The sequence below is a fragment of the Streptosporangium sp. NPDC050855 genome, from assembly GCF_044456585.1.
Classification (GTDB): domain Bacteria; phylum Actinomycetota; class Actinomycetes; order Streptosporangiales; family Streptosporangiaceae; genus Streptosporangium; species Streptosporangium longisporum.
In genome coordinates this window covers 24,043-47,714 of sequence record NZ_JBITFY010000017.1, presented here as the reverse complement: position 1 = coordinate 47,714, position 23,672 = coordinate 24,043, and the positions used below count along the sequence as shown (strand labels likewise).

Annotated in this window: 20 protein-coding genes; 14 read left to right on the top strand and 6 right to left on the bottom strand. The window is 74.0% G+C overall.

Going from position 1 to position 23,672, the window contains the following annotated elements; translation table 11 throughout:
* The first annotated feature begins 33 nt into the window (after window positions 1-33).
* From ACIBCT_RS29690 to ACIBCT_RS29650, 9 genes are all read left to right on the top strand, one after another.
* Complete coding sequence (locus tag ACIBCT_RS29690) at window positions 34-1,827, top strand: methylmalonyl-CoA mutase family protein (protein ID WP_399194116.1); 1,794 nt, start codon at window positions 34-36, stop codon at window positions 1,825-1,827.
* Window positions 1,770-3,989, top strand: a complete 2,220-nt coding sequence (scpA, locus tag ACIBCT_RS29685; protein WP_399194114.1) for a methylmalonyl-CoA mutase — start codon at window positions 1,770-1,772, stop codon at window positions 3,987-3,989. The genes ACIBCT_RS29690 and scpA overlap by 58 nt, the downstream gene beginning before the upstream one ends.
* Window positions 3,973-4,959, top strand: coding sequence for a methylmalonyl Co-A mutase-associated GTPase MeaB (gene meaB / locus ACIBCT_RS29680; protein ID WP_399194112.1), 987 nt, complete (start codon window positions 3,973-3,975; stop codon window positions 4,957-4,959). Before scpA ends, meaB begins: the two co-directional genes overlap by 17 nt.
* An 899-nt stretch (window positions 4,960-5,858) precedes the next feature.
* On the top strand, window positions 5,859-6,023 hold the full coding sequence (locus ACIBCT_RS29675; RefSeq protein WP_399194110.1) for a hypothetical protein: 165 nt from the start codon (window positions 5,859-5,861) through the stop codon (window positions 6,021-6,023).
* Window positions 6,004-6,654: a GTP-binding protein gene (locus tag ACIBCT_RS29670; protein WP_399194108.1), complete on the top strand. Its 651-nt coding sequence runs from the start codon at window positions 6,004-6,006 to the stop codon at window positions 6,652-6,654. The genes ACIBCT_RS29675 and ACIBCT_RS29670 overlap by 20 nt, the downstream gene beginning before the upstream one ends.
* A gap of 356 nt (window positions 6,655-7,010) precedes the next feature.
* Window positions 7,011-9,011, top strand: coding sequence for a CehA/McbA family metallohydrolase (locus ACIBCT_RS29665; RefSeq protein WP_399194106.1), 2,001 nt, complete (start codon window positions 7,011-7,013; stop codon window positions 9,009-9,011).
* A 275-nt stretch (window positions 9,012-9,286) separates the two neighbouring features.
* Window positions 9,287-10,075 (top strand): polyphosphate kinase 2 family protein, encoded by a 789-nt coding sequence (locus ACIBCT_RS29660; protein ID WP_399194104.1) that lies wholly within the window; start codon window positions 9,287-9,289, stop codon window positions 10,073-10,075.
* Between the two features lie 266 nt (window positions 10,076-10,341).
* Window positions 10,342-11,784, top strand: a complete 1,443-nt coding sequence (locus tag ACIBCT_RS29655; protein ID WP_399194102.1) for a bifunctional phosphatase PAP2/diacylglycerol kinase family protein — start codon at window positions 10,342-10,344, stop codon at window positions 11,782-11,784.
* A 132-nt stretch (window positions 11,785-11,916) separates the two neighbouring features.
* Window positions 11,917-12,894, top strand: a complete 978-nt coding sequence (locus ACIBCT_RS29650; protein ID WP_399194101.1) for a hypothetical protein — start codon at window positions 11,917-11,919, stop codon at window positions 12,892-12,894.
* A 158-nt stretch (window positions 12,895-13,052) separates the two neighbouring features.
* Here the strand turns inward: ACIBCT_RS29650 and ACIBCT_RS29645 are convergent, their stop codons facing one another.
* Complete coding sequence (locus ACIBCT_RS29645) at window positions 13,053-13,361, bottom strand: zf-TFIIB domain-containing protein (protein ID WP_399194099.1); 309 nt, start codon at window positions 13,359-13,361, stop codon at window positions 13,053-13,055.
* A gap of 46 nt (window positions 13,362-13,407) precedes the next feature.
* Complete coding sequence (locus tag ACIBCT_RS29640; RefSeq protein WP_399194097.1) at window positions 13,408-14,322, bottom strand: phosphotransferase family protein; 915 nt, start codon at window positions 14,320-14,322, stop codon at window positions 13,408-13,410.
* Between the two features lie 55 nt (window positions 14,323-14,377).
* On the opposite strand from ACIBCT_RS29640, the gene ACIBCT_RS29635 reads away from it, so the two are divergent.
* Together ACIBCT_RS29635 and ACIBCT_RS29630 are read left to right on the top strand one after the other, a co-directional pair.
* The gene (locus tag ACIBCT_RS29635) at window positions 14,378-15,277 is read left to right on the top strand and encodes a TIGR03619 family F420-dependent LLM class oxidoreductase (protein WP_399194095.1); all 900 of its coding nucleotides are present in this window, start codon (window positions 14,378-14,380) and stop codon (window positions 15,275-15,277) included.
* Window positions 15,278-15,415: 138 nt separating this feature from the next.
* A complete protein-coding gene (locus tag ACIBCT_RS29630; RefSeq protein WP_344900137.1) occupies window positions 15,416-16,198 on the top strand; it encodes an HAD-IIA family hydrolase in 783 nt (260 codons plus the stop codon).
* Window positions 16,199-16,298: 100 nt separating this feature from the next.
* On the opposite strand, the gene ACIBCT_RS29625 is transcribed toward ACIBCT_RS29630, so the two are convergent.
* Together ACIBCT_RS29625 and arfB are read right to left on the bottom strand one after the other, a co-directional pair.
* A complete protein-coding gene (locus ACIBCT_RS29625) occupies window positions 16,299-16,745 on the bottom strand; it encodes an NUDIX domain-containing protein (protein ID WP_399194094.1) in 447 nt (148 codons plus the stop codon).
* 106 nt (window positions 16,746-16,851) lie between these two features.
* A complete protein-coding gene (gene arfB, locus ACIBCT_RS29620; RefSeq protein ID WP_399194092.1) occupies window positions 16,852-17,274 on the bottom strand; it encodes an alternative ribosome rescue aminoacyl-tRNA hydrolase ArfB in 423 nt (140 codons plus the stop codon).
* Window positions 17,275-17,576: 302 nt separating this feature from the next.
* On the opposite strand from arfB, the gene ACIBCT_RS29615 reads away from it, so the two are divergent.
* From ACIBCT_RS29615 to ACIBCT_RS29605, 3 genes are all read left to right on the top strand, one after another.
* Entirely contained in the window at window positions 17,577-18,410 is an 834-nt protein-coding gene (locus tag ACIBCT_RS29615) for a hypothetical protein (protein ID WP_399194090.1), read from the top strand.
* A 100-nt stretch (window positions 18,411-18,510) separates the two neighbouring features.
* Complete coding sequence (locus ACIBCT_RS29610) at window positions 18,511-20,139, top strand: alkaline phosphatase D family protein (RefSeq protein ID WP_399194088.1); 1,629 nt, start codon at window positions 18,511-18,513, stop codon at window positions 20,137-20,139.
* A 42-nt stretch (window positions 20,140-20,181) separates the two neighbouring features.
* Window positions 20,182-20,763, top strand: a complete 582-nt coding sequence (locus ACIBCT_RS29605; RefSeq protein WP_399194086.1) for a hypothetical protein — start codon at window positions 20,182-20,184, stop codon at window positions 20,761-20,763.
* Window positions 20,764-20,789: 26 nt separating this feature from the next.
* On the opposite strand, the gene ACIBCT_RS29600 is transcribed toward ACIBCT_RS29605, so the two are convergent.
* Window positions 20,790-22,010: an ROK family protein gene (locus ACIBCT_RS29600; RefSeq protein WP_399194084.1), complete on the bottom strand. Its 1,221-nt coding sequence runs from the start codon at window positions 22,008-22,010 to the stop codon at window positions 20,790-20,792.
* Window positions 22,011-22,094: 84 nt separating this feature from the next.
* Window positions 22,095-23,666: an FG-GAP repeat protein gene (locus ACIBCT_RS29595; protein ID WP_399194082.1), complete on the bottom strand. Its 1,572-nt coding sequence runs from the start codon at window positions 23,664-23,666 to the stop codon at window positions 22,095-22,097.
* Window positions 23,667-23,672: the final 6 nt, after the last annotated feature.

The window sequence follows — 23,672 nt, the reverse complement described above, 5'->3', positions numbered from 1 at the left end:
ACCGCCGGCCGGGCTGCGCCTAGTATCCGGTGCATGACGGTGCCGCCTGAGGACCCTCGATCGGCCGGCGAGTTCCCATCGGTCACCCGTGAGCGGTGGCGGGAACTGGCGCTCGGGGTGCTGCGCAAGTCCGGAGTCGAGACCGGCTCCCCGGAGGAGGCCCTGGCCTTCACCACCCACGACGGCGTGACGATCGCGCCGCTCTACGACGCCTCCGACCTTCCGGCCGACCCCGGCCTGCCCGGACGGGCCCCCTACATCCGGGGCTCGCGCTCCCGGGGCGGCTGGGAGGTGCGCCAGCGCCACGAGACGCCCGACCCCGAGGCGATCCTCACCGACCTGGAGAACGGCGTCACCTCGCTCTGGCTCGCCCTGGAGCCCGAGGACCTGCCCGCCGCCCTGAAGGGGGTCCACCTGGACCTGATCTCGGTCGCGCTGGACGCGGGCGGGCGGACCCGCGAGGCGGCCGAGGCGCTGTTCGCGACGGCCGCCCGGGGCGGCGGGGACGGACCGGGCGGCGGGGGCGCCGCCCTCACCGGGACCCTGGGCGCCGACCCGCTGGCCGATCCCGCGACCGCGGCCGAGCTGGCCCGCCGCTGCGCGGCCGACCACCCGGGCCTGCGGGCGGTCGTCGTGGACGCCACGCCGTACCACGACGCGGGCGGCGGGGACGCCGAGGAGCTCGGCTGCTCCCTCGCGGCGGGCGTCGCCGCGCTGCGGACCCTGACCGGCGCGGGCCTGCGGGCCCGCGAGGCGTTCGGCCAGCTGGAGTTCCGCTACGCCGCCACCGCCGACCAGTTCCTCACCATCGCGAAACTCCGCGCCGCCCGCAGGCTCTGGGCGCGCGTCGCCGAGGCGTGCGGCGTCCCGGGCGAGCCGCAGCGGCAGCACGCGGTGACCGGGTCGGCCATGATGACCGCCCGCGACCCGTGGGTGAACATGCTCCGTACCACGCTCGCCTGCTTCGCGGCCGGGACCGGCGGCGCCGACGCGGTGACCGTGCAGCCCTTCGACGCCCGGCTCGGCCTGCCCGACGCCTTCTCCCGCCGGATCGCGCGCAACACCCAGTCGCTGCTGGTGGAGGAGGCGGGCGTGGCCCGGGTGGTCGACCCGGCCGGGGGCTCGTTCTACGTCGAGCGGCTGACCGAGGACCTGGCGGAGGCGGCCTGGGAGTGGTTCCGGGAGATCGAGCGCGCCGGAGGGATGGCCGGCGCCCTCGCTTCAGGCCTGGTCGCAGGCCGGCTGGCGGCCACCTGGGAGCGGCGCTCGGCCGCCATCGCCCGGCGCCGCGACCCGATCACCGGCGTCAGCGAGTTCCCCGACCTCGACGAGCGGCCCGTCCTCAGGCGGCCCCGGCCGGAGAGGGGGCCCGGCGGGGGCGCCGGCGCGCACCCGTGGGAGAGCGTGCACTACGCCCAGGAGTACGAGGCGCTGCGCGACCTGGCCGACGCGCAGCGGGAACGGCCCGCGGTCTTCCTCGCGACCGTCGGCCCGCCGGCCGCGCACACCGCGCGGGCCTCGTTCGCGGCCAACCTGTTCCGGGCGGGCGGCATCGCCACCGTCCCCGGCGGCGCGTCGACCGACCCCGAGGAGATCGCCGCCGCGTTCACCGCCGCGGGCACCCCGGTGGCGTGCCTGTGCTCCAGCGACCGCCTGTACGCCGAGCACGCCGAGGCGGTGGCCGCCGCGCTGCGCAAGGCCGGCGCGACGCGGATCTGGCTGGCGGGCAAGGGGGAGTTCGAGGGCGTGGACTCCCGGCTGTACGCCGGATGCGACGCGCTCGGCGTGCTCCGCACGACATTCGACGACCTGGGGGTGGCCCGGTGATTCCCGACTTCTCCGAGATCGAGCTCGGCCCGCGACCGGCCGCCGGTGCCGCCGGCGTCGCGGACGCCCCGGAACCGGCCCCCGCCCCGGACGGGGTGTGGGAGACGCCCGAGGGCATCGACGTCAAGCCGCTCTACACCGCCGCCGACATCGACGGCCTGGACTTCCCGCACACCTACCCCGGCGCCGCGCCGTACCTGCGCGGGCCGTACCCGACGATGTACGTCAACCAGCCCTGGACGGTACGGCAGTACGCCGGGTTCTCCACCGCGGCCGAGTCCAACGCCTTCTACCGGCGCAACCTGGCCGCCGGGCAGAAGGGCCTGTCGGTCGCCTTCGACCTGGCCACCCACCGGGGCTACGACTCCGACCACCCCCGCGTGACCGGCGACGTCGGCATGGCGGGCGTGGCCATCGACTCCATCTACGACATGCGGCAGCTCTTCGACGGCATCCCGCTGGACCGGATGAGCGTGTCGATGACCATGAACGGCGCGGTGCTGCCGGTCCTGGCGCTGTACGTCGTGGCCGCCGAGGAGCAGGGGGTGGCGCCCGAGCAGCTGGCCGGGACCATCCAGAACGACATCCTCAAGGAGTTCATGGTCCGCAACACCTACATCTACCCGCCGGCGCCGTCGATGCGGATCATCTCCGACATCTTCGCGTACACCAGCGAGCGGATGCCGAAGTTCAACTCCATCTCGATCTCCGGCTACCACATCCAGGAGGCCGGGGCCACCTGCGACCTGGAGCTGGCCTACACCCTCGCCGACGGCATGGAGTACCTGCGGGCCGGCGTGGAGACCGGCCTGGACGTCGACCGGTTCGCGCCGAGGCTGTCGTTCTTCTGGTGCATCGGCATGAACTTCTTCATGGAGGTCGCCAAGCTCCGGGCGGCCCGGCTGCTGTGGGCGCGGATCGTCTCCGGCTTCGGCGCGAAGAACCCCAAGTCGCTCTCGCTGCGGACGCACAGCCAGACCTCCGGCTGGTCGCTGACCGCCCAGGACGTCTACAACAACGTGGTGCGCACCTGCGTCGAGGCGATGGCCGCCACCCAGGGCCACACCCAGTCGCTGCACACCAACGCCCTGGACGAGGCGCTGGCCCTGCCCGGCGACTTCTCCGCCCGCATCGCCCGCAACACCCAGCTGCTGCTGCAGCAGGAGTCGGGCACCTGCCGGGTCATCGACCCCTGGGGCGGCTCCTACTACGTCGAGCGGCTCACCCACGAGCTCGCCGAGCGGGCCTGGGCGCACATCGAGGAGGTCGAGGCCGCCGGGGGCATGGCCAGGGCGATCGACGCCGGGCTGCCCAAGCTCCGCATCGAGGAGGCCGCCGCCCGCACCCAGGCGCGCATCGACTCCGGCCGCCAGCCGGTCATCGGCGTCAACAGGTACCGGCCCGACGCCGACGAGCCCATCGACGTGCTCAAGGTCGACAACACCGCGGTACGCGCCGAGCAGGTGGAGAAGCTGCGCCGGCTGCGCGCCGAGCGCGACCCCGCCAGGGTCGAGGAGGCGCTGGCGGCGCTGAGCAAGGGGGCCGAGGGCGACGGGAACCTGCTCGCGCTCTCCATCGAGGCGGCCCGCGCCATGGCCACGGTCGGGGAGATCTCCGACGCGCTGGAGCGGGTCTTCGGCCGGCACGCGGCACAGATCCGTACGATCACCGGGGTGTACCGCGAGGAGGTGGGATCGGGCGTGGACGAGGTACGGGCCGCGTGCGCCGAGTTCGAGCGCCTCCAGGGGCGCCGTCCCCGGATCCTGGTGGCCAAGATGGGACAGGACGGTCACGACCGGGGCCAGAAGGTGATCGCCACCGCCTTCGCCGACCTCGGCTTCGACGTGGACGTCGGCCCGCTGTTCCAGACGCCCGAGGAGGTCGCCCGCCAGGCCGTCGAGGCCGACGTGCACGTGGTCGGCGTGAACTCCCTGGCCGCCGGGCACCTCACGCTCGTGCCGGCGCTGCGCGAGGCCCTGGTCGACCTGGGCGCCGAGGACGTCATGATCGTGGTCGGCGGGGTCATCCCGCCGGGCGACTTCGACGCGCTGCGCGCGGCGGGCGCGAGCGCGATCTTCCCGCCCGGCACCGTGATCGCCGACGCCGCCCGGGGGCTGCTGGCGGACCTGCTCACCCGGCTGGGCCATGACGCGGACGCTTGACGACTACGTCCGCGGGGTGACCGAGGGGTCCAGGGCCTGGATCGGGCGCGCGATCACGCTGGTCGAGTCCTCCCGGGCCGACCACCGGGAGCTGGCCCAGCGGCTGCTGGCCGAGCTGACCCCGCGCGCCGGAGCGGCGCGCAGGGTCGGCATCACCGGCGTGCCGGGCGTCGGCAAGTCCACCTTCATCGACGCCCTGGGCACCCGGCTGACGGGCAGGGGGCACCGGGTGGCGGTGCTGGCCGTGGACCCGTCCTCGACGCGCACCGGCGGGAGCATCCTGGGGGACAAGACCCGGATGTCCCGCCTGGCGACGGACCCGGACGCGTTCATCCGTCCCTCGCCCACCTCGGGCACGCTGGGCGGCGTCGCCCGCGCGACCCGCGAGGCGATGGTCGTGGTGGAGGCGGCCGGGTACGACGTCGTGCTGGTGGAGACCGTGGGCGTCGGCCAGTCCGAGACGGCCGTCGCCGACATGGTGGACACCTTCCTGCTGCTCACCCTGGCCAGGACCGGCGACCAGCTCCAGGGCATCAAGAAGGGCGTGCTGGAGCTCGCCGACGTGATCGCCATCAACAAGGCCGACGGCGCCGAGGGCAGCCCGCACGAGCTGGACGCGCGCAGGGCCGCCAGGGAGCTGGCCGGGGCGCTCCGCCTGCTGGGCGCGGACCGGACGCCTCCCGTGCTCACCTGCAGCGGGCTGACCGGCACCGGGCTGGACGAGCTCTGGGAGCGGATCGTCGCCCACCGCGACGCCCTGGAGGTCTCCGGGGAGCTCGCCGAGCGCCGCCGGCTGCAGCAGGTCCGCTGGACCTGGGCGCTGATCACCGACCGGCTGCTCGCCCGGCTCCGCGAGAACCCCGAGGTCGCGGCGATCATCACCAGGGTGGAGGACGAGGTGCGCGAGGGCCTTCTGACGCCCTCGGCGGCGGCCGACCGCGTCCTCGCGGCCTTCGGCGCGGCCGGCTGACCACCCCGTCGCACGCCGGGCGGCCCGCCGGCGGCGGGACTCCGGTCGCGACCCCCCTCTCACCCAGCGTGACCGGCTGGCAGGGAGACCGGCCCGCCGGGCGGCCGTGAGGGCAGCGGGGGAGGCCGCTCCGGCCGGGGGCGGCGGCGTATATGAGCCTGCTCACTCCCGGCGGAGCCGTAGATACCGCACGCGCTGATTTATCGAAGTCGCGATACGACACGTTCCAATGTTTAAAGCGGGAATGGGGCGGTAAGAGGACCTTCCCCGAAGCGACGGTCACGATCCGGTGACGCGATGTTCCTCGGTGTTCCTTGGTGCTCTCGGTGTTCCTTGGTGTTCCCCCGGTGTTCCTCCGGCGGCCGGAATGGCGGCCGTGGCCGTCGCGATCCCGGTCCCGATCCCGACCTCGACCAGCCGTTGGACGGGCCCCCGGGTTCCCGGCCGGGACACCGTTCCCGTGTCCGGAGGGCCGTGCTCGCCGATGACGGCCACGCGGACGGGGCGAGCGCGCCTCGTCCGGCTCGGCGGACCGCACCCCTTCCGAAGGGGCCCGTACCGAGAAAACCATCCGGAATTAACAAGGAGCGGCGAACAGGATCTATTCTGTTCGCTCTTGAGGGTTTTTAGTGGCATTGCTAAGGTTCGGCAGGAGCAGTGGGGATGCACGTCTGATCCCGTGCGATATGGCGACCGTCCGAACCCTGCGTGTCGACCGTTCGAAAGTACCGTTCGTTTTCTTTCTCCTTCCGGGATGGATGTCATGCACCTGCGGGACGCGAGCCCGCGGACCGAGATCACCTCGCGTCCGGTGTCGCTCACCGCCCTCCGGACGTTCACGGCGTACATCACGCTGCGTGACGATCCGGACGTGTCGAAGACCGGGACCGCGGCCGATCGTGAAGATCACCGTCCGCGTCGGCCCCGCGGCGGGCACGGCCCGTGTCCCTCCCGGCGTCCAGCCCGACCAGGAGTTCGCCGCCGTGCACGAACCGCATCCGGAGACCGACATGCACGACGAGAGGCCGTACGGGGTGATCTCGGATGAACTCCGGGCGCTCTAGTCGCGGCACCGGGCAGACGAAACTGCCCAGGGCGATCAAGATCCTGGTCGCGGGAGGGTTCGGCGTGGGCAAGACCACGCTGGTCGGCGCGATCTCCGAGATCGAGCCGCTGCGCACCGAGGAGACCCTGAGCAACCGCAGCCTCGACATCGACGACCTGTCCGGGGTGGAGACCAAGCGGACCACCACGGTCGCGATGGACTTCGGCCGCATCACCATCGGTGACGACTACCGCCTCTACCTGTTCGGCACCCCCGGGCAGGAGCGCTTCTGGTTCCTCTGGGACGAGCTGACCCTGGGCGCCCTGGGCGCGGTGGTCCTCGCCGACACCCGCAGGCTGGCCGACTGCTTTCCCTCGCTCGACTACTTCGAGCGGTGCGGCACCCCCTTCGTCGTCGCGGTCAACTGCTTCGACGGCGCCCGGCGCTACGAGCTGGACGAGATCAGGAACGGTCTGACGCTGCACGAGGACGTACCGATCGTGCTGTGCGACGCCAGGCGGCGCGAGTGCGGCAAGGAGGTGCTCATCGCCCTGGTGGAGCACGCGATGCACAGGCGGCTGGGCACGTCGCCCCCGCCCCGGCCGGAGGCGGCGTCCCCGGCGCAGCCGGCCGCGATCCACCGGCCGTGACCCGCGGCCTCCGCCAGCCCGCTAGCCCGCTGACCGGCCGGCCGGGCCCGCCGGCCCCGCTGACGACACCGGCCGCGTCCACCGGCCGGGTCCACCGGTCGGGTCCCGCGGCCGGATCGTCGTCCGGCCATCGGCCGGTCGTGCGGCGGTCGTGCGCCGGTCGTGCGCCGTGCAGCCGCCGCCCGTCCGCTCCGGGAGGAGGACCACCACCCCGGAGGGGCTTTTGCCCCTCCGCTAGGGACGAATCCCTCCCCCCGGGACGTGGGCCGGCGGTGCCCCGGACGGGCCGTGCCACGATGGCGGCCACACCGGGAGCCCTACCGTGCGGAGAGACCTCTATGTGTGACGATGCGGACATGCCGCTGAGCGTGACGCGGGCGCTCGGCGAGTACCGGACGCTGCTGGCCGAGCACGGGGTCACCTGGGGCGAGGATCCCGTCTTCTACGTCCGGTCGATGGTCGCCGACGCCTACCTGATGGGGACGACGACCTTCTGGGAGGTCTGCTACGGCATGCTCGGCGCCCGCTACCCCGGGGCGTCGGCCGAGGAGCTCGGCACCCGGCTCGACGAGCTGGACATGGACGAGGTCGTCCGCGCGGTCCTGGCGGGCAGGGTGCTCGGCAACCTCGCCGCGCTCCGCCTGGCCGCCGAGGGCGTCACGCTGGAGGCGCGGGCCCAGGCCGTACTGGACGGCCGGCCGCTGCGCACCACGCTGCTGGTCGACTCCGCGCGGCAGGAACCGGCCACCGTGCTGGTCGACGGGCGGGCCCACGTGATCGCCTCGGGCGGCGCCCGGCTCATCACGATCACGAGCCGCAGCGAGGTGGTCGCCGACGGCGCGCCCGTGGACCTGTCACCGCTGACCCGCGCCGCCCCGGCCGCCCGCCTGCGGGTGCGCGCGGGCTTCCCGTGCAAGTGGACCGTGTACGGCGAGCACGGCCAGGGCTGGTACCCCGAGGGCGCGCCCGCCCGGCACGACTACCACGTGATGCCCTACTTCCACGGGGACGACCTGGTCCTGGACGTCCCGGCCGAGCCGCTGACCGTACGGGTCTCCCGGGGGATGGAGTACGCCTCCGCCGAGGCCGTGATCACCCCGGTGCCCGGTGAGGAGACGCTGGCCGAGCTGGCCCCCGAGCGGCTCTACGACGCCGCGGCACGCGGCTGGTACGGCGGCGACATGCACGTCCACCTCAACTGGGCCGGTGACATGGTGGGCACGCCGGGCCTGGCCGGGGTCATGCAGCACGGCGAGGACCTGCACGTGCTCAACCTGGTCGCCGGCAACGTGTCCTCCGAGCGGGTATACGACGCCGAGGCGCTGGAGCACTGGGCCGGACGCGACCTGCCCTGGTCGGACGCCTCCCACGTGGCCAGGATCGGCGTCGAGTACCGCAACGACCTGCTCGGCCACCTGTACGCGTTCGGCGTGTCGGCCCCGCCGTCGCGCTTCCACACGGGGTTCCTCGGCACCGCCGACTGGCCGCCCAACAGCGTCGCCTGCGAGGAGCTCCGCGCGCTGGGCGCCGTCACCGGCTACAGCCACCCCTTCCACGCGCCGTTCGCCGAGACCGACGCGCCCGACAAGGCCCTGCGGCAGGGACGCGACTGCTCCTCCCGGGAGATCGTCGCCGACGCCGCGCTCGGCCTCGTCGACACGCTCGACGTGCTCAGCCAGACCTCCATCACCGCCACCGCAGCCGTCTACCGGCGCCTGATCGGGGCGGGCAACCGCATCGCGGTCACCGCCGGGACCGACGCGATGGTCTCCTTCACCCGGCGCGGCAACCAGTCCAACCCGCCCGGCTGGGCCCGCGTCTACGCCCGGGTGGACGGGCCGCTGAGCGCGGCGTCGTTCGCCGAGGCGGTCAGGCGGGGGCGTACCTTCGGCACCACCGGGCCCTGGCTGGAGCTGTCGGCCGCCGGGCACGGCCCCGGCGCGACCCTGGACCTCTCACCCGGCGAGCGGATCACGGTCACCGCCCGCTCGATCGGCCCGGAGGTGGAACGGCTGGAGATCCGTACCGCCGACGGCGTCCTGGCCGAGGGGCCACCGGACGAGCTCACCGCCGAACTGGTCGCCGGCGAGCCCACCTACGTCGTCGCCGTCGCCACGGGCGGGCCGCACGAGCGCTCCTTCACCCGCGAGGTGTACGCCCACACCAGCCCGGTCTACCTCGACGTGGACGGCCGCCACGTGGCCAGGGCCGAGGACGTCGCCTGGTGCCTGGAATGGCTGGACACCCTGGAGAGACTGCTGCGCGAGGAGGGCACGTTCGAGGCGCCCGGACAGCTCGGCGACCACCTGGACGTGATCGAGCGGGCCAGAAGGGTCTACCGGGACCGCCTGACCTGACCTGACCTGATCTGACCTGACCTGATCTGACCTGACCTGACCTGACGTGACCTGACCCGGCCGCGGACCCCGTCCCCGCGCTGCCGCGTGCTCCGACCCCGCACCGGCCCCGCGCCGACTCCGCACCGGCCCCGCGCCGTCGCGGGCCCGTCCGGTGCGGTGGGCCCGTCACGGTGCGGTGCGGTGGGCTGTCACGATGCGGTGCGGGCCGGGAGAGCGTGACGCGTGCCGTTCCCGGCACCCCCCGCTCCGAGGGACATGCGAGGCTTGTCGGTATGAACCGCCTGTCCAAGATCGACCTTTCGCGGAAGCTCCCCAAGAAGGAGGCGTCCGCGCGCCTCGACGAGGCCCTCGAACGTCTGCTCCGCCTGCGGCTCACGCTCGGCGGCCAGGTCGGTGAGAAACGCATCGGCCCGCCGCTGTGCGTGGTCTTCGAGGGCTGGGACGCCTCCGGCAAGGGAGGCGCCATCAAGCGCCTGGTGCGCCCGCTGGACCCGCGCCACGTCCGCGTCGCGCAGTTCGCCGCGCCGACCTACGACGAGAAGCGCCACCACTTCCTGTGGCGGTTCTGGCCGGTCCTGCCCGGCTGGGGCGGGATGGCCGTGTTCGACCGCTCCTGGTACGGGCGGGTGCTGGTGGAGCGGGTCGAGGGCTTCGCCACCGAGCGGCAGTGGTCGCGCGCGTACGAGGAGATCGTGGAGTTCGAGCGGACCCTGGTCGCCGAGGGCATGATCATGGTCAAGTTCTGGATGCACGTCTCCGAGGAGGAGCAGCTGCGCCGCTTCCAGGACCGGGCCGACGATCCGCTGCGGGCCTGGAAGCTCACCGACGAGGACTGGCGCAACCGCGAGAAGCGCCCGCAGTACGAGGCCGCCGTGGAGGAGATGCTCGCCCGCACCGACCACCCGGGGGCGCCGTGGCACGTGGTCCCGGGCGACGACAAGCGCCTGGCCCGCGTCACCGTGGTGGAGACCGTCTGCGACGCCGTCGAGGCGGAGCTCGCCGCCCGGGGCCACGAGCCGGCCCCGGCCTCGGCGCGCGCGGACGCCGCGGCGGACGACTGACCGCGGCCCTCTTCGTGGCGCGGAGGGCCGGGCCCCGGCCCCTCCCTCCGTGCCCGGACCCGGTCCGGATCCCCGTCCCGTCCCCGATCCCGGGAGGAGACCGGGGACGGGGAGCGGGGACGGGGAGCGAGGACGGGACGCGGCGCGGGACCGGAGCCGGGACGGGCGCCGTGCAAACGTGGTAGGCACCGGGTATCGGGGTATCCGGCAGGACCGAACGGCTGCCGGTTCGTCAGTGCTTTTCGTCATCGCAGGGGGTGCGGCGCATGCGGTTGAGCTCGCGTCTGGGCAGGCTGGACCGGCGGGTGTTCGCCATGGTGGCGGGCACCAGGGGGGCCGGCCTCGACCGGATCGTGCCCGCGCTGTCCCGCGCGGCCGACAACTCGCTGCTGTGGGCCGGGCTGGCCGGTGCGCTGGCGATCAGCGGACGCCGGCCGTTGCGCCGCGCCGCGACCAGGGGGCTGCTCGCGGTCAGCCTGGCCAGCCCGCTGGTCAACCTGGTCGGCAAGCAGGCCTTCGGCCGCAACCGGCCGTCGGCCGAGGGGCTCCCGGCCAGCCTGATCAAGATGCCGGTCTCCGCGTCGTTCCCCTCGGGCCACTCCGCCTCGGCCGCCGCCTTCGCCGCCGCCGTGGCGATGGAGGCGCCCCGGGCGGTCGCCGTCCCGGTCGCGCTGCTGGCGGCCGGAGTCTGCTTCTCCCGCGTCTACACCGGCGTGCACTACCCCGGCGACGTGCTCGCGGGAGCCGCGATCGGGGTGGCGGCGGGGCTGATCACCCGTCGCATCTGGCCCGAGGCCGGTGAGGCCGGGCAGGCCCGCGCCGCGCTCACCGCGCCCTCGGCGCGGCTGGACCCCGACGGCGAGGGGGCGATCGCCGTGGTGGACGACGCCGCCGAGGCGGGCGTCGCCCAGGAACTGCGCGCGGCCCTGCCCCGGGCCGAGGTCGTCGAGGTGACGCGGGGCGCCGACCTCGGGTCCGCCCTGCGGGACGCGGCCGCCCGGGCCAAGGTGCTCGTCGTGGCCGGGGGCGACCCCGCGGTCGACCTCGCCGCCCAGGAGACGGCGGGCGGGGCCACCCCGCTGCTGGTCGTGCCCACCGGGGGCCGTGGCCGCTTCGCCCGCGCGCTCGGGGTGGAGAGCGTCCAGGAGGCCGTGGACGCGTACCACAACGGCGACCTCGTCGCCGTCGACGTCGGGGAGGTGGCGGGCCGGACGTTCGTCAACAGCGCCACCGTGGGCGTCCACCCGGCCCTGATGGAACGCAGGGAACGCAGGAAGCGCCGGATCGGCAAGTGGCCCGCCCTGCTCTGGGCCATGGCCGAGCTGCTCGGCCCGGAAGGCGCGCGCCCCGTCGAGCTGGTCGTGGACGGCGTGCCCCGCCGCGTCTGGACGGTGTTCGTGGGCAACTGCCTGCACGAGCCGCGCGGCGGAGCCCCCTCCCGCAGGCACCGCCTGGAGGACGGGCTGCTGGACATCCGCGTGCTCGCCGCCGCCGACCGGCTGCCCCGGGTACGGGTCTTCCTCAGCCTCCTTGCCGGGAGGGTGAAGCTGTCGCAGCACTACCAGCAGTGGCAGGCCGACACGTTGCGCCTGTCGGCACCCTCGGGACGGCTGCTGCTGGCCCGTGACGGCGAGACGTTCACCGTCACCGGAGAGGTGGAGTTCACCAAGCGCCCGCGGTCGCTGCTGGTGATCCGCCCGGCGGGCTGAGCGCCGTCCGCGCCCCCTTCCCGGAGGGGGACGGGACGGTGGCTGCGGGGCCCGCGGCGCCCGGAGGCCGGGAACGGCCCGGCGATCCGGTGCTGTTTGACGCACCGTGACGGATACGGCAATAGTTGTGCGGTGACTGCCCCCCGTATTCTCTCGTGTGCCCTGGTCACCCTGGTGGCCCTGACCGCCTGCAGCTCCGCCGGCGACCCCGTGGTCGGCCCGGCGACCGCGGGCGGAGTCGTGGGAACGGACCAGGGAGCCGGTGGCCGTACCTCCTCCGGGGCGCCCAGTTCCCCGCCCGGCGCCGTGGCGCTGACGCCCGACGAGTACCGCGCGGAGCTGGAGAAGGCGCGCGACCCGGTCCGCGACGCGGTGAAGAGGCTCGCCGGGACCGGCGGGCTGAAGACGCTCGGCAGGCAGCTGGAGCGGACCACGACCGCGGTGGACGGCGCGGTGACCCGGCTGGCCGCGCTGGCCCCGCCCGCCGAGGTGAAGGCCCAGCACGACGGGTACGTCGGGGCCCTGCGCGAGCTGTCGGCCGCCCTCGGCAGCGCCCGCCAGGACGCCGCGTCCCAGCAGCTGTGCACCGGCCCGGCCGTGCTGACCAACATGGACCGGGAGGGCGCGCTGGACACGGTGGAGAAGGCGGCCGAGGCGCTGAACGGGTACCCGGCGAGCGTCGTCCCGGTCAAGGCGGCCAAGGAGCGCGACCGGCGGCTGTCCAACGGCAGCTTCATCACCTCGGAGAGCCGGACGGGCCGCGGCTCCCTCGAGGTGCGCAACGGCAACCCGCAGGACGCCGTCGTCATCATGACGCGCGGCGGCAGGAAGGTCGTCGGCGTGTACGTCCGCAAGAAGTCGAACTTCAAGATCCAGGGCGTGCGGGACGGCAACTACAAGATCTTCTACACCTTCGGCGAGGACTGGGACTCCAAGGCCCGCACCTTCACCCGGTCGTGCGACTTCCAGCAGTTCGGCAAGAGCGTGCGGTTCACCACCGTCACCACCGCGACCCAGATCCGCTGGTCCACGTGGAGGATCACGCTGCACAACGTCATCGGCGGGAACGTGAAGCCCAAGAAGGTCAACCCGGGCGACTTCCCCGGCTGAGCCGCGCCCGCCCGCGAGGACCGTGCCCTCGTGCCCTCGTGCCCCCGAACCCCCGAACCCCCGACCCCCCGAACCCTCCGTGCTCCCGCGAACGCGAAGACCGCGCCCCCGTCCACGGGAGCGCGGTCTTCGCGCTCTGCTGTGAGGCCGCGGGCCGGTCAGGTGGAGAAGAGCATTCCCACCCAGCTGCGCTGGCGGTGGTGACCGTAGTGGCCGCCGTGGTGCGGGGCGCCCCACGCGGGGGCGCCGTAGGCGGGGGCGCCGTAGGCGGGGGCTCCGTGCGCGGGCGGCGGGGGCGGGGGCGGGGGCGCGCCGTGGGACTGCTGTGCCCACTGGCTCTCCATGCGGGTCAGTGTCTCGAGCTCGCCGTAGTCCAGGAAGATTCCGCGACAGCTCTCACACTGGTCGATGTGAACGCCGTTGCGCTCGTAGGTGCGCATGGCACCCCGACACTTGGGGCACTGCATCTGGTTGTTCTCCTTGCTCGGACGTGGTTACCGACGTAACCACAACCTACTGCGTGGGCACACTATGGCAGGCGCTTCGATGCCGGACAATCCTGAGGCAGGACTCGACCAGGACCTCCTCCACCTCGTCCAGCGGTCGCGCCTGCCGCTCCGCCGTGGCCACCGCGGCCGCCGCGAGCTGCACGGTCATCGCCTGCGCCGGGACCTCCAGCCGCTCCCACGGGTCGCCGTCCGCGGGGACGGCGACCCCGCCCGCGGCGCGGTAGGCCGCCAGGAAGCGGTGCCACACCTCGGGGTCCAGCAGCCCGGCCGCGAACCAGGCGGCCGGCCGGGACAGGTCCCAGGCCTGGTCGCCGACGCCCAGGTCGTCGACGTCGATGAGGATCCACTCGTCCGGGGCGCGGACCAGCTGGCCCATGTGCCAGTCGCCGTGGGTCAGCCCGGCGCCCGGAGCGCCGGCACCCGTACCCGGATCGGCGTCGAGGGGCAGGCAGGTGAAGGCCCGGCGCACGACCAGCTCCGCGGCGGAGCCCTCCCCGAGCCGGGCGACGGTCGTGCCCACCCGCGCGGGACCGCCCGCGGCCCGCAGCGGGAGGAGCGTCCCCGCCGGTACGGCGTGCAGCCGCGCCAGCAGCCGGGCGGCCGCCTCCCAGGGCGCCGCGTCCGGGTCGTCGTGGTCCACCGGCGTCCCGGCCGGCCAGACGGTGACCAGCCGGTCCCCGGCGGTCATGACCTCCTCGGTCACCGGACGCAGCACGATCCCGCGCAGCGCCGGGTGGGCGACGGCCCGCATCCGCTCCACCAGCGGTTCCCGCTCCGCGCCGGGCGCGTGCGCCTTGACCACGACGGGACCGGCCCGCACGATGATCACGTCCGGTCTGGTCGGCATCACCGTGCCGGGCACGCCGCCGTACCGGAGGCCGATCCGGCGCAGCCGGTCGATCAGGTCCTCGCTCTCCATCCGGCAAGTGAACCACCGATCGGCGCCCGCGCATCCGGGCGAATAGGGTGCGGGCATGAGGATCGGTTTCGCGGTGCCGGTGTCGGGGTCCTGGGCGACACCGGCCAACATGGCGCGGGTCGCCCGCAGGGCCGAGGAGCTCGGCTACCACGAACTGTGGACCTTCCAGCGCCTGCTCTACCCGCGGGGCCACGGGATGGGCCCGGTCTACCGCAGCGTGCACGACCCGGTGGTCACGCTCGCCTACCTGGCCGGGCTGACCGAGCGGATCCGGCTGGGGGTGGCGGTGCTGAACATCCCGTTCGCCTCGCCCGCGCTGCTGGCCAAGCAGCTGGCGAGCCTGCAGGCGGTCTCGGGCGGGCGGCTGGACGCCGGTCTCGGGCTGGGCTGGCTGCCCGAGGAGTTCGCGGCCTCGGGGGCGTCGTTCGAGCGGCGCGGGCGGCGCGCGGAGGAGTTCGTCCCGCTGCTGCGCCGGTTGTGGACCGAGGAGACCGTGGAGCACCGCGGCGAGTTCTACGACCTGCCGGCGGCGCACCAGGATCCCAGGCCGCCGTCGGTGCCGCCCATCCTGCTGGGCGGGTCGGCGGACGTGGCGCTGCGGCGCGCGGGCCGGCTGGCGGACGGCTGGATCAGTTCGAGCCGCGAGGACCTCGACGGCATCAATGAAAAAATCTACATTGTAAAGGAAGCGGCCCGTCACGCCGGACGCGATCCCGGGACGCTGCGGTTCGTCACCCGGGGCGTCACACGCGTCCGCCCGGCGGGAGCGGCCGGCCGCGAGGCGCTGACCGGCTCGTTCGAGGAGATCCGGGGCGACGTCGCCGCGCTGGGGGCCAGGGGCGTCACCGAGGTCTTCCACGATCTCAACTTCGACCCGGAGATCGGGTCACCGGACGCCGACCCCGCGGGGTCGATGCGCCGGGCGGAGGAGGCCCTGGAGGCGCTCGCGCCCTGAGCAGGCGCTCGGGTATCACCACAGACCGGTCCGCACGATGTACGGCCGGGGGAGCGGGGGCGGGCCTGCCGACGAAGGGCCGCTCCGGTACCTGTCATCCTTGGTCCTGTACTCATCGACAGGGAGCAGGGGAGAACGGTGGACGAGCGCAAGCCGATCGAGTGCTGGTTGTCGGACATGGACGGTGTCCTCGTCCACGAAGGACACCCGGTGCCCGGTGCCGACGAGTTCATCCGCCGCCTGCGCGAGTCCGGCAAGCGGTTCCTGGTCCTGACCAACAACTCGATCTACACCCCGCGCGACCTGGCCGTCCGGCTGCGCGCCGCAGGCCTGGACGTCCCGCCGGAGGCGATCTGGACCTCCGCGCTGGCCACGGCCAGGTTCCTGGACGGCCAGCGGCCCGGCGGCTCGGCGTACGTGGTGGGGGAGGCGGGGCTGACCACGGCCCTGCACGAGATCGGCTACGTGCTGACCGACCTCGCCCCCGACTACGTGGTCCTCGGCGAGACCCGCACCTACAGCTTCACCCAGATCACCCGGGCGATCCGGCTGATCGAGGGCGGTGCCCGGTTCATCGCGACCAACCCCGACCCGGTCGGGCCGTCCAACGAGGGGTCGCTGCCGGCGTGCGGCGCCGTCGCCGCGATGATCACCAAGGCGACCGGGGTGGAGCCGTACTTCGTGGGCAAGCCCAACCCGATGATGATGCGCAGCGCGCTGCGGGCCATCGACGGCCACAGCGAGACCACCGCGATGATCGGTGACCGGATGGACACCGACATCGTCTCCGGCATGGAGGCGGGGCTGCACACGATCCTGGTGCTCAGCGGGGTCGTCAGCAAGGACCAGGTCGACCGCTACCCGTTCCGCCCGTCCCGGGTGGTCGACTCGGTCGCCGACCTGATCGAACTGATCGACTAGGGGGCGTCCGGTCCCTTTCCGCTCCGTCGCCGGACGCTGCGCGGAGCGGGGCGGTGCGAAGGGGCGGGACCGCGCGGGGCGCGGGACCGTCCGGGCGGGGTCAGCCGATCAGGGCGGGCAGGCGGGTGACGGTGCCGGCGAGATAGGCGCCGAGCTCCGGGGGGACGAGGTTGAGGGCGGAGAGCGCGGCGGGGTCGAGGGGGAGGCGCATCACCTCGTAGTGGCCGCGCGCGGGGTCGTCGAACTCCGGGCCGCAGCGCAGCGCCGGGTCCATGGAGACCAGCCGGCAGCCGTACACGTGCTGGGTCTTGACGCCCTCGTCGCGGACGCACTCCAGGGTGGTCAGCGGGGTGACCGCGGAGACCACGGCGCCGAGCTCCTCCATGACCTCGCGGTGCAGGGTGTGCTCCAGCGAGGCGTCCTCGGGCTCGACGTGGCCGCCCGGGATCGACCAGTAGAGCTCCTTGCCCGGGACCGTGCGCCGGAACAGCACCAGCCGGTCGTCGTCATCGAGGAGAACGGCGCGGACGCTCGGCACGACGGGCATGCGGCCATTGTGTCACGCCGTCCCCGGCGGCTTGCCCCGCCCGCGAGACCCCTTCCCGGGTGCACGCGGCCGTGCGGAGGCGCGGCCGTGCGCGGGGGCGGGACGGTCAGCGCTGGTCCCCGCGCAGGCGCTTGAGGTCGGAGCGCCGCTTCTTGGCGGCGATCCGCCGTTCGACCGCGCCCCGGCTCGGCTTGGTCGGGCGGCGCTTCTTGGGCGGCGGGGCGATCGCCTCGCGCAACGTCTGGGCCAGCCGCATCTCGGCGGCCTCGCGGTTGCGCAGCTGGGAGCGGAACTCCGAGGCCGCGATGGTGATCACGCCGTTCACCAGGCGGGGGCCGAGCCGTTCGAGGGCGCGGGCCTTGAAGACGGGGCCGAGCGCCTCGGTGGCGGCCAGGTCGAAGCTGAGCTCGACCCGGCTGTCGGTGGTGTTGACCCCCTGCCCGCCGGGCCCGGAGGAGCGGGAGAACCGCCAGCCGAGCTCGGCCTCGGGGATGGAGACCGAACCGTTGACCTGGAGCGGGCCGGGCATGGGGACCTCCTTCTCGCTGCTCGCGGGACGCGTTCCCGGCCGGGTGCGGCCGGGCGCGGGGTGCGTTCCCAGGGTATCCAGGGGGGACGGGCGCGGACCACAGGGTTTCATGCCCGTCCGGGATGTGATCACCGGTTTCCGGGGGTCCCGTCCGCGCGGGCCCCGGCACGGCCTTGTGGCGGGAGGTTTCCTTCCGTCACAGTTGCCCGGAGAAGACCTTCGCCCGGGGCCGCGCGCCCGGCGGAGGCGCACACCGCCGGCATCGGTCGCGGCGGGACATCCGGTACGGGAGGCGGGGACGCATGGGCACGATCGTCGGTGTGCACGGCATCGGCAAATACCGGTACTACCGCGAGGCGGGCAACTCGGTCACCGGTGCCGCCACGGCGATGCGCGACAAGTGGGACCGCTACCTGCACATGGGACTGACCGGGGGCAGGCCGTACGCGAAGGAGCGCTACGTCACGGAGATCGCCTACTACGCCCACCTGCTCGGGGAGAAGAAGGACGAGACGGCGCGCGCGGTGCAGAGCATGGACGCCGGGGCCCAGAAGGTCCTCGTCGCCTGGGCCGGGCAGCTCGACGCGGTGGGGGAGGGGGTGACCGGGGCCCTGAACCGGGTGGCCGGCTGGCTGCTGGGCCGCCTTCAGGGCAACGCCGCCGACTTCGCCAGGCTCTTCTGCCCCGAGGTGGCCGCCTACATGGCCGCCGGGAGCCAGGCGCGGGCCAGGTCGCGGGCGGCCGTGGCCGAGGTGATCAGGCGCAACCGTCCCCGGGTGGTGATCGCGCACTCGCTGGGCAGCGTGGTGACCTACGAGACGCTCTGGGCCAACCCCGACCTGGAGGTCGAGCTGCTGATCACCCTCGGCAGCCCGCTGGGCATGCGCAACGTCATCTTCGAGCACCTGGTGCCCGCCCCGGTCGACGGCCGGGGCGAGCGGCCCCGCTCGGTCGGCCGCTGGGTCAACATCGCCGACAAGGACGACATCGCGGCGATCCCGCCGGGCCTGCGGACCTGCTTCACCGGGGTGGACCAGGAGGCCCTGGTCGACCTCGACTGGATCGACTTCCACACCGTGGAGAAGTACCTGGGCTGCGGCGCCCTGAACGCGCACCTCAAGCCGTACCTGGGCTGAACGGCCCGGCGGGGCCGGGCGCCCGCCTGTGCGGTCCCTGTTCATCCTGCCGTGAGCCGCAGGCCACGACGGGGAAAGGTCGGCCGGTTGCACTGGGGGCGTGGAGCAGAAGCCGTCACGCAGAGCGTTCCTTTCCATCGCCGCCGCCGGTACGGGCGGCCTGTTGCTGACCGGGGCCTCTCTCGCCTCGCCGAGCGTCTCCCTCGCCTCGCGGGCCCTGGCCGCCGACCCGTTCACCCTGGGCGTCGCCTCGGGCGACCCGTCGGCGGACGGCGTGGTGCTGTGGACCAGGCTCGCCCTCGACCCGCTGGGCCTGAACGGCCGAGGGGGGATGCCGAGCCGGGACGTGGACGTGGAGTGGCAGCTCGCCACCGACGAGCGGTTCTCCCGGGTGGTCCGCAGGGGCACCGAGAGCGCCCGCTGGAGGCGGGCGCACAGCGTCCACATCGAGGTCGAGGGCCTGGAGCCCGGCAGGGAGTACTTCTACCGCTTCCGGGCCGAGGGGCGGCTGTCCCCGGTCGGGCGCACCCGCACCACCCCGTCGGCCCCCCCGGCCCCCTCGTCCGGGTCGTCCGGGTCGTCCGGGTCGTCGTCGGGAGCCCCGGCACTGTCGGCGTCGGCCTCGCTCACCTTCGCGGTCGCGGCCTGCGCCCACTACGAGCACGGTTTCTACACCGCGTACCGGAGGCTGGCCGAGCAGGAGCCGGATCTGGTCGTGCACCTGGGCGACTACATGTACGAGTACGGCCCCCGGGGGTACGCGGCGCTCGGCGGGAGCGTCCGGCAGCACACCCCGGGCCCGTGCGTGACCCTGGCCGACTACCGGATGCGGCACGCGCAGTACAAGAGCGACACCGACCTGCAGGAGGCGCACGCGGTCGCGCCCTGGCTGGTCTCGTTCGACGACCACGAGATCGAGAACAACTGGGCGGCGGACGTGTCCAGCTCCGGCGCCCCGGCCTTCGCCAGGCGCAGGGCCGACGCCTTCCAGGCGTACTACGAGAACATGCCGCTGCGCCGGACCAGCGTGCCCGGCGGGGCGGCGATGCGCGTGCACCGCAGGGTGGACTGGGGGCCGCTGGCCCGCTTCCACCTGCTCGACACCCGGCAGTTCCGCGACGACCAGGCCTGCGAGGACGGGCTGCGGTCCGGTTGCGACGACCGGCTCGCGAGCGGGCGCACCCTGCTCGGCAGGGACCAGCGGGAGTGGCTGCTGGACGGCCTGGCCACCTCGGAAGCCCGCTGGAACCTGGTGGGCCAGCAGATCCTGATGGCCCAGCGCGACGTCAAGGTGGGGCCGGGCACCGAGGTCAACATGGACTCCTGGGACGGCTACGCCGCGGAGCGCACCCGCCTGCTGACCGGTTTCCAGAAGTCGGGCGCGGCCAACCCGGTGGTGCTGACCGGTGACGCGCACATGCACCACGCGGCCGACCTGAAGCTCGACTTCGACGACCCCGACTCGCCCCGGGTGGCGGTGGAGCTGGTCGCCTCCTCGATCGCCAGCGACGGCGACGGCTACCGAGACGAGGGCCGGATCGCCGAGACGATGGCGGAGAACCCGCACATCTCCTACCTGGACCAGAGGCGCGGGTACATCGTCTGCCGCGTCACCGCCGAGAAGCTCGACGCCGACTTCCGCGTCCTGGAGCGCATCAGCAGGAAGGGCGCCCCGGCGAAGACCGGTGCCCGGCTCACCATCCCGGCAGGACAGGCCTCACTGACCTGAGCACCAGAGGAATCCGTCCGGATTTGGTGGATGATGCCGCGTATGAGGCCAACCACCACGAGGCTCGGCGCCGCGGTTCTCACCGCGGCGCTGGGCGGCACCCTCCTCGCCCACACGCCCGCCGCGACCGCCGCGACGGCCGGACCCGCCTTTCCGCAGTCCGCCTCCCAGGCGTCCGGTTCCCCGGCGTCAGGCTTCTCGGCGTCCGGCTTCTCGGCGTCCGGCAGGGCGGCTGCCGACTTCGGGTACACCATCTCCTTCCCCCGGCACGTCCGCCGGGGCGGCTCCCTCGTCTACACCGTCAAGATCAAGAACAGGAAGGCCAAGGGACAGCACTACGTGATGCTCGCCGGGACCTTCTCCACCCGCTTCCGCAGGATCAAGGTGATCTCCAAGCCGCGGAGCGTCAGCTGTTCCGTCAAGCGCCGCAGCCTGTCCTGCTGGATCACCTCCCTCGACCGGGGCGACGCGACGGCCGTGCGGATCCGCGCCTGGGCCGGTTCGCGCCGCGGCACCGCCGCGGTGAGGTTCGGCGCGATCACCACCTCCGACGCCAAGGCCGACAGGGGCAGGCTCGTCAAGAAGGTCCGGCGCACCATCAAGGCCGACACGCGCATCCGCTGACCCGGTGACCACCCGGATGCCCGGCGTCAGGGGCGTGCCCCGGCCGGGTTCCGGGGGCGCGCGGGAACGGCGGCGCCCGCCGGGCTCCCCGCGGCGCGCAGGAAGTCCTCCACCACGAGCGTGGCGGCGCCCAGCGTGACGGAGTCGACGCCGAGACGGCCCAGCCCGATGGAGACCGTCCTGTACGGCTGCGCCAGGCAGTTGTCCGCGGCGACCTTCCTGATCCTCGGCAGCAGGTGCTCGCCGAGCAGCACCCCGGCCCAGCCGCCGATGATGATCCGTTCGGGGTTGAACATGTTGATCAGGTTGGCCAGGCCGACGCCCAGGTAGGTGACGGTCTCGTCGATCACCGGGGAGCCGCCGGTCACCAGCTCGGCCAGCGCGGCCTGCTCGTCGACGGTCTCGGTCCACACCCCGGCCCGTTCCAGGATGCCCCTGGCCCCGACGTACGCCTCCAGGCAGCCCCGCGCGCCGCAGTGGCAGCGGTGCCCGCCGATCGCGATCTTCGTGTGGCCCCACTCACCGGCGCTGCTGTCGGCGCCCAGGTACGTGGTCCCGTCGGTGATGATGCTCGCCCCGACCCCCGAGCCGATCAGCACCACGACGGCGTGCCGGGCGCGGCGCCCCACGCCGAACCACAGCTCGGCCTGGCCCATCGACCGGGCGCCGTTGTCCACGAAGAGCGGCAGGTCCGTGCCCGCCCGCAGGAGCCTGCCCAGCGGCACCCCGTCCCAGCCCAGCGTCGGGGCGTGGATCAGCGCGTCGGGCCCGGGCTCGACGATCCCGGGGACGCCCACCCCCACGCCCAGCACGCGCTCCGCGGGCACGCCGCTCTCGCCGAGGAGCGCGTCGATCCCGGACAGGACGTGGCCGACGACCAGGTCCGCGTCGTGCCGGACCGGGCTGAGCGCGTACTCGGCGCGGCCCTGGCGGTTCATGTCCAGGTCGAAGAGCTCGGCGCGCACGTGCGTCTCGCCGACGTCGACGCCGATGGTGTAGCCGTGGGTGGTGTTGACGCGCAGCAGCACCCGGGGCCTGCCGCCGTCGGAGTCGACCAGGCCGGCCTCGACGACGACCCCGCTCTCCAGCAGGTCACCGGTCACGTTGCTCACGGTGGCGGGGCTGAGCCCGATGGTCTCGCTGAGTTCCTGGCGGCTGGCGGGCCCGTCGAAGTAGAGGGCGCGCAGCACGGTCGCCCGGTTGCCTCGACGTAGATCACGGACGGTTCTCTGCGCTGCGCCGATCATGACCGACATCCTAGATAACGCCCAGGAACGGGAGGGTCTCGTTCCCGGCTCGAAAGTGGTTCCGGGCCGGAACGGTACGGGCTCCTAGCGTCCGGCGGACGCGGACGCGGACGCGAACGCGTAGCCGAACAGGGCGTCCTTGGGAGCGGTCGCCAGCGTCCGCGCCGTCGAGGGCCTGATCCCCGGGTAGGGGCCCTTGCGCACGGTGCCGCGCAGCAGCGTGAGCCTGCCGGCGCGCGGGGCGGCGACGACCAGGCCGCGCCCCCCGACCGCGGTCAGGGCCGCGCCGAAGTCCCCGCCCTTGCCGGTGACCAGCAGGTCGCCGTGCCGGGTGAGGCCGCCGGAGCGGGTCCCCGCCAGGATCTGGACGGCGTTCTCGCCCGGTACGCCGATCGCCAGCTCGTCGTCGCCGTCGCCGTTGAGGTCCCCGGCGGCGAGGGAGGCGCCGAAGCGGTCGAAGTAGCGCGGCCGGCCGTTCAGGGAACGCTGCGACCACCCCTCGGAGGTGGCGGCGCGCAGCCCTGCGGAGGAGCCGTAGACGACGTGCACGGTGCCGTCGCCGTAGTCCATGGCCCGCTGGTTTCGCGACAGGCCCTCGCCCGGTACGCCGATCGCCAGGTCGTCGCGGCCGTCGGCGTCGAAGTCGCCGGTGGTCAGGGCCGAGCCGAAGAAGTCCCACACCTCGGCGCGCCCGCCGATCCCCGGGGTGTCCTGGGTGAGCAGGACGGCCCTGCGGCGCCGGACGTCGAGCACGGTGACCGCACCCTGGCCGTTCTTCAGCATCGTGTCCGCGGGCGCGCCCACGGCGATCTCGGCGCGGCCGTCCCCGTCGAAGTCCCCGGTGGCGAGCACCGCGCCGAACTGGTCGGTCTCGCGCTCGTGCTGCCCGACCCAGCCGGTCCTCTGGGTCACCATGGAGGGCCTGCGGCCGGTGAGCCCGTACACCCCGACGGCGCCGCCGCCCAGCCCGGGGGCGCCGATCGCCAGCTCGTCGTCGCCGTCGCCGTCCAGGTCCCCCGCCGCGAGCGCGGCCCCGAACCGGCCGGGCACCCGCTTGTGGCCCAGGTCCCCGGCGTCGATGGTCTCGCCGGGACGCAGCCCGCCGGCGGAGCCGTGGAAGAGCCGTACCGCGCCGTCGCCGTCGGCCCCGGGCCGGGAGCGGTCCTCCTCGGAGACGCCCACGGCCAGGTCGGCGCAGCGGTCGCCGTCGAAGTCGCCGGTCGCCAGCGCCGAGCCGAACGCGTCCCCGGTCTCGCTCCCGTCCGTTCCGCGGTCCGGTCGCCCGTCGTCGTCCGTCGCTCCGCGGTCCGGCCGCTCGTCGTCCGGCTCGGCGCGTTCGGTGTGCCCGGCCTGCTCGACGCCGGCGTCCTGGGTGAGCCTGCGGGCGGTGCGCAGGCCGTACAGGACGGTGACCGATCCGGCGCGGGCGTGCCCGCCCGTCCTGGTGTACGGCGCGGCGACCGCGAGGTCGGCGCGCCCGTCGCCGTCGAAGTCCGACGGCACGCCGGAGCAGGCGCCCGAGGCGTGGGCGGCCGGGGGAGAGGCGGCCGGAGCGGAAGCGGCCGGAGCGGCGGCGGAGGCGGCGGCGGGGACGAGGGCGGGGCAGGCGAGCGCCACGGACACCAGGGCGGCGGGGGCGAGAAGCACGGCTCTCATGCTCGT

Bases quoted from the DNA above. Each gene is read 5' to 3' on its own strand.
- ACIBCT_RS29640 (WP_399194097.1), bottom strand. From the start codon at position 14,322: ATGGAGAGCGAGGACCTGATCGACCGGCTGCGCCGGATCGGCCTCCGG.
- ACIBCT_RS29595 (WP_399194082.1), bottom strand. From the start codon at position 23,666: ATGAGAGCCGTGCTTCTCGCCCCCGCCGCCCTGGTGTCCGTGGCGCTC.
- ACIBCT_RS29635 (WP_399194095.1), top strand. From the start codon at position 14,378: ATGAGGATCGGTTTCGCGGTGCCGGTGTCGGGGTCCTGGGCGACACCG.
- scpA (WP_399194114.1), top strand. From the start codon at position 1,770: ATGCGACGCGCTCGGCGTGCTCCGCACGACATTCGACGACCTGGGGGT.
- ACIBCT_RS29655 (WP_399194102.1), top strand. From the start codon at position 10,342: ATGCGGTTGAGCTCGCGTCTGGGCAGGCTGGACCGGCGGGTGTTCGCC.
- ACIBCT_RS29605 (WP_399194086.1), top strand. From the start codon at position 20,182: ATGAGGCCAACCACCACGAGGCTCGGCGCCGCGGTTCTCACCGCGGCG.
- meaB (WP_399194112.1), top strand. From the start codon at position 3,973: ATGACGCGGACGCTTGACGACTACGTCCGCGGGGTGACCGAGGGGTCC.
- arfB (WP_399194092.1), bottom strand. From the start codon at position 17,274: ATGCCCGGCCCGCTCCAGGTCAACGGTTCGGTCTCCATCCCCGAGGCC.
- ACIBCT_RS29665 (WP_399194106.1), top strand. From the start codon at position 7,011: ATGCCGCTGAGCGTGACGCGGGCGCTCGGCGAGTACCGGACGCTGCTG.
- ACIBCT_RS29660 (WP_399194104.1), top strand. From the start codon at position 9,287: ATGAACCGCCTGTCCAAGATCGACCTTTCGCGGAAGCTCCCCAAGAAG.
- ACIBCT_RS29690 (WP_399194116.1), top strand. From the start codon at position 34: ATGACGGTGCCGCCTGAGGACCCTCGATCGGCCGGCGAGTTCCCATCG.
- ACIBCT_RS29645 (WP_399194099.1), bottom strand. From the start codon at position 13,361: ATGCAGTGCCCCAAGTGTCGGGGTGCCATGCGCACCTACGAGCGCAAC.
- ACIBCT_RS29600 (WP_399194084.1), bottom strand. From the start codon at position 22,010: ATGATCGGCGCAGCGCAGAGAACCGTCCGTGATCTACGTCGAGGCAAC.
- ACIBCT_RS29625 (WP_399194094.1), bottom strand. From the start codon at position 16,745: ATGCCCGTCGTGCCGAGCGTCCGCGCCGTTCTCCTCGATGACGACGAC.
- ACIBCT_RS29615 (WP_399194090.1), top strand. From the start codon at position 17,577: ATGGGCACGATCGTCGGTGTGCACGGCATCGGCAAATACCGGTACTAC.
- ACIBCT_RS29670 (WP_399194108.1), top strand. From the start codon at position 6,004: ATGAACTCCGGGCGCTCTAGTCGCGGCACCGGGCAGACGAAACTGCCC.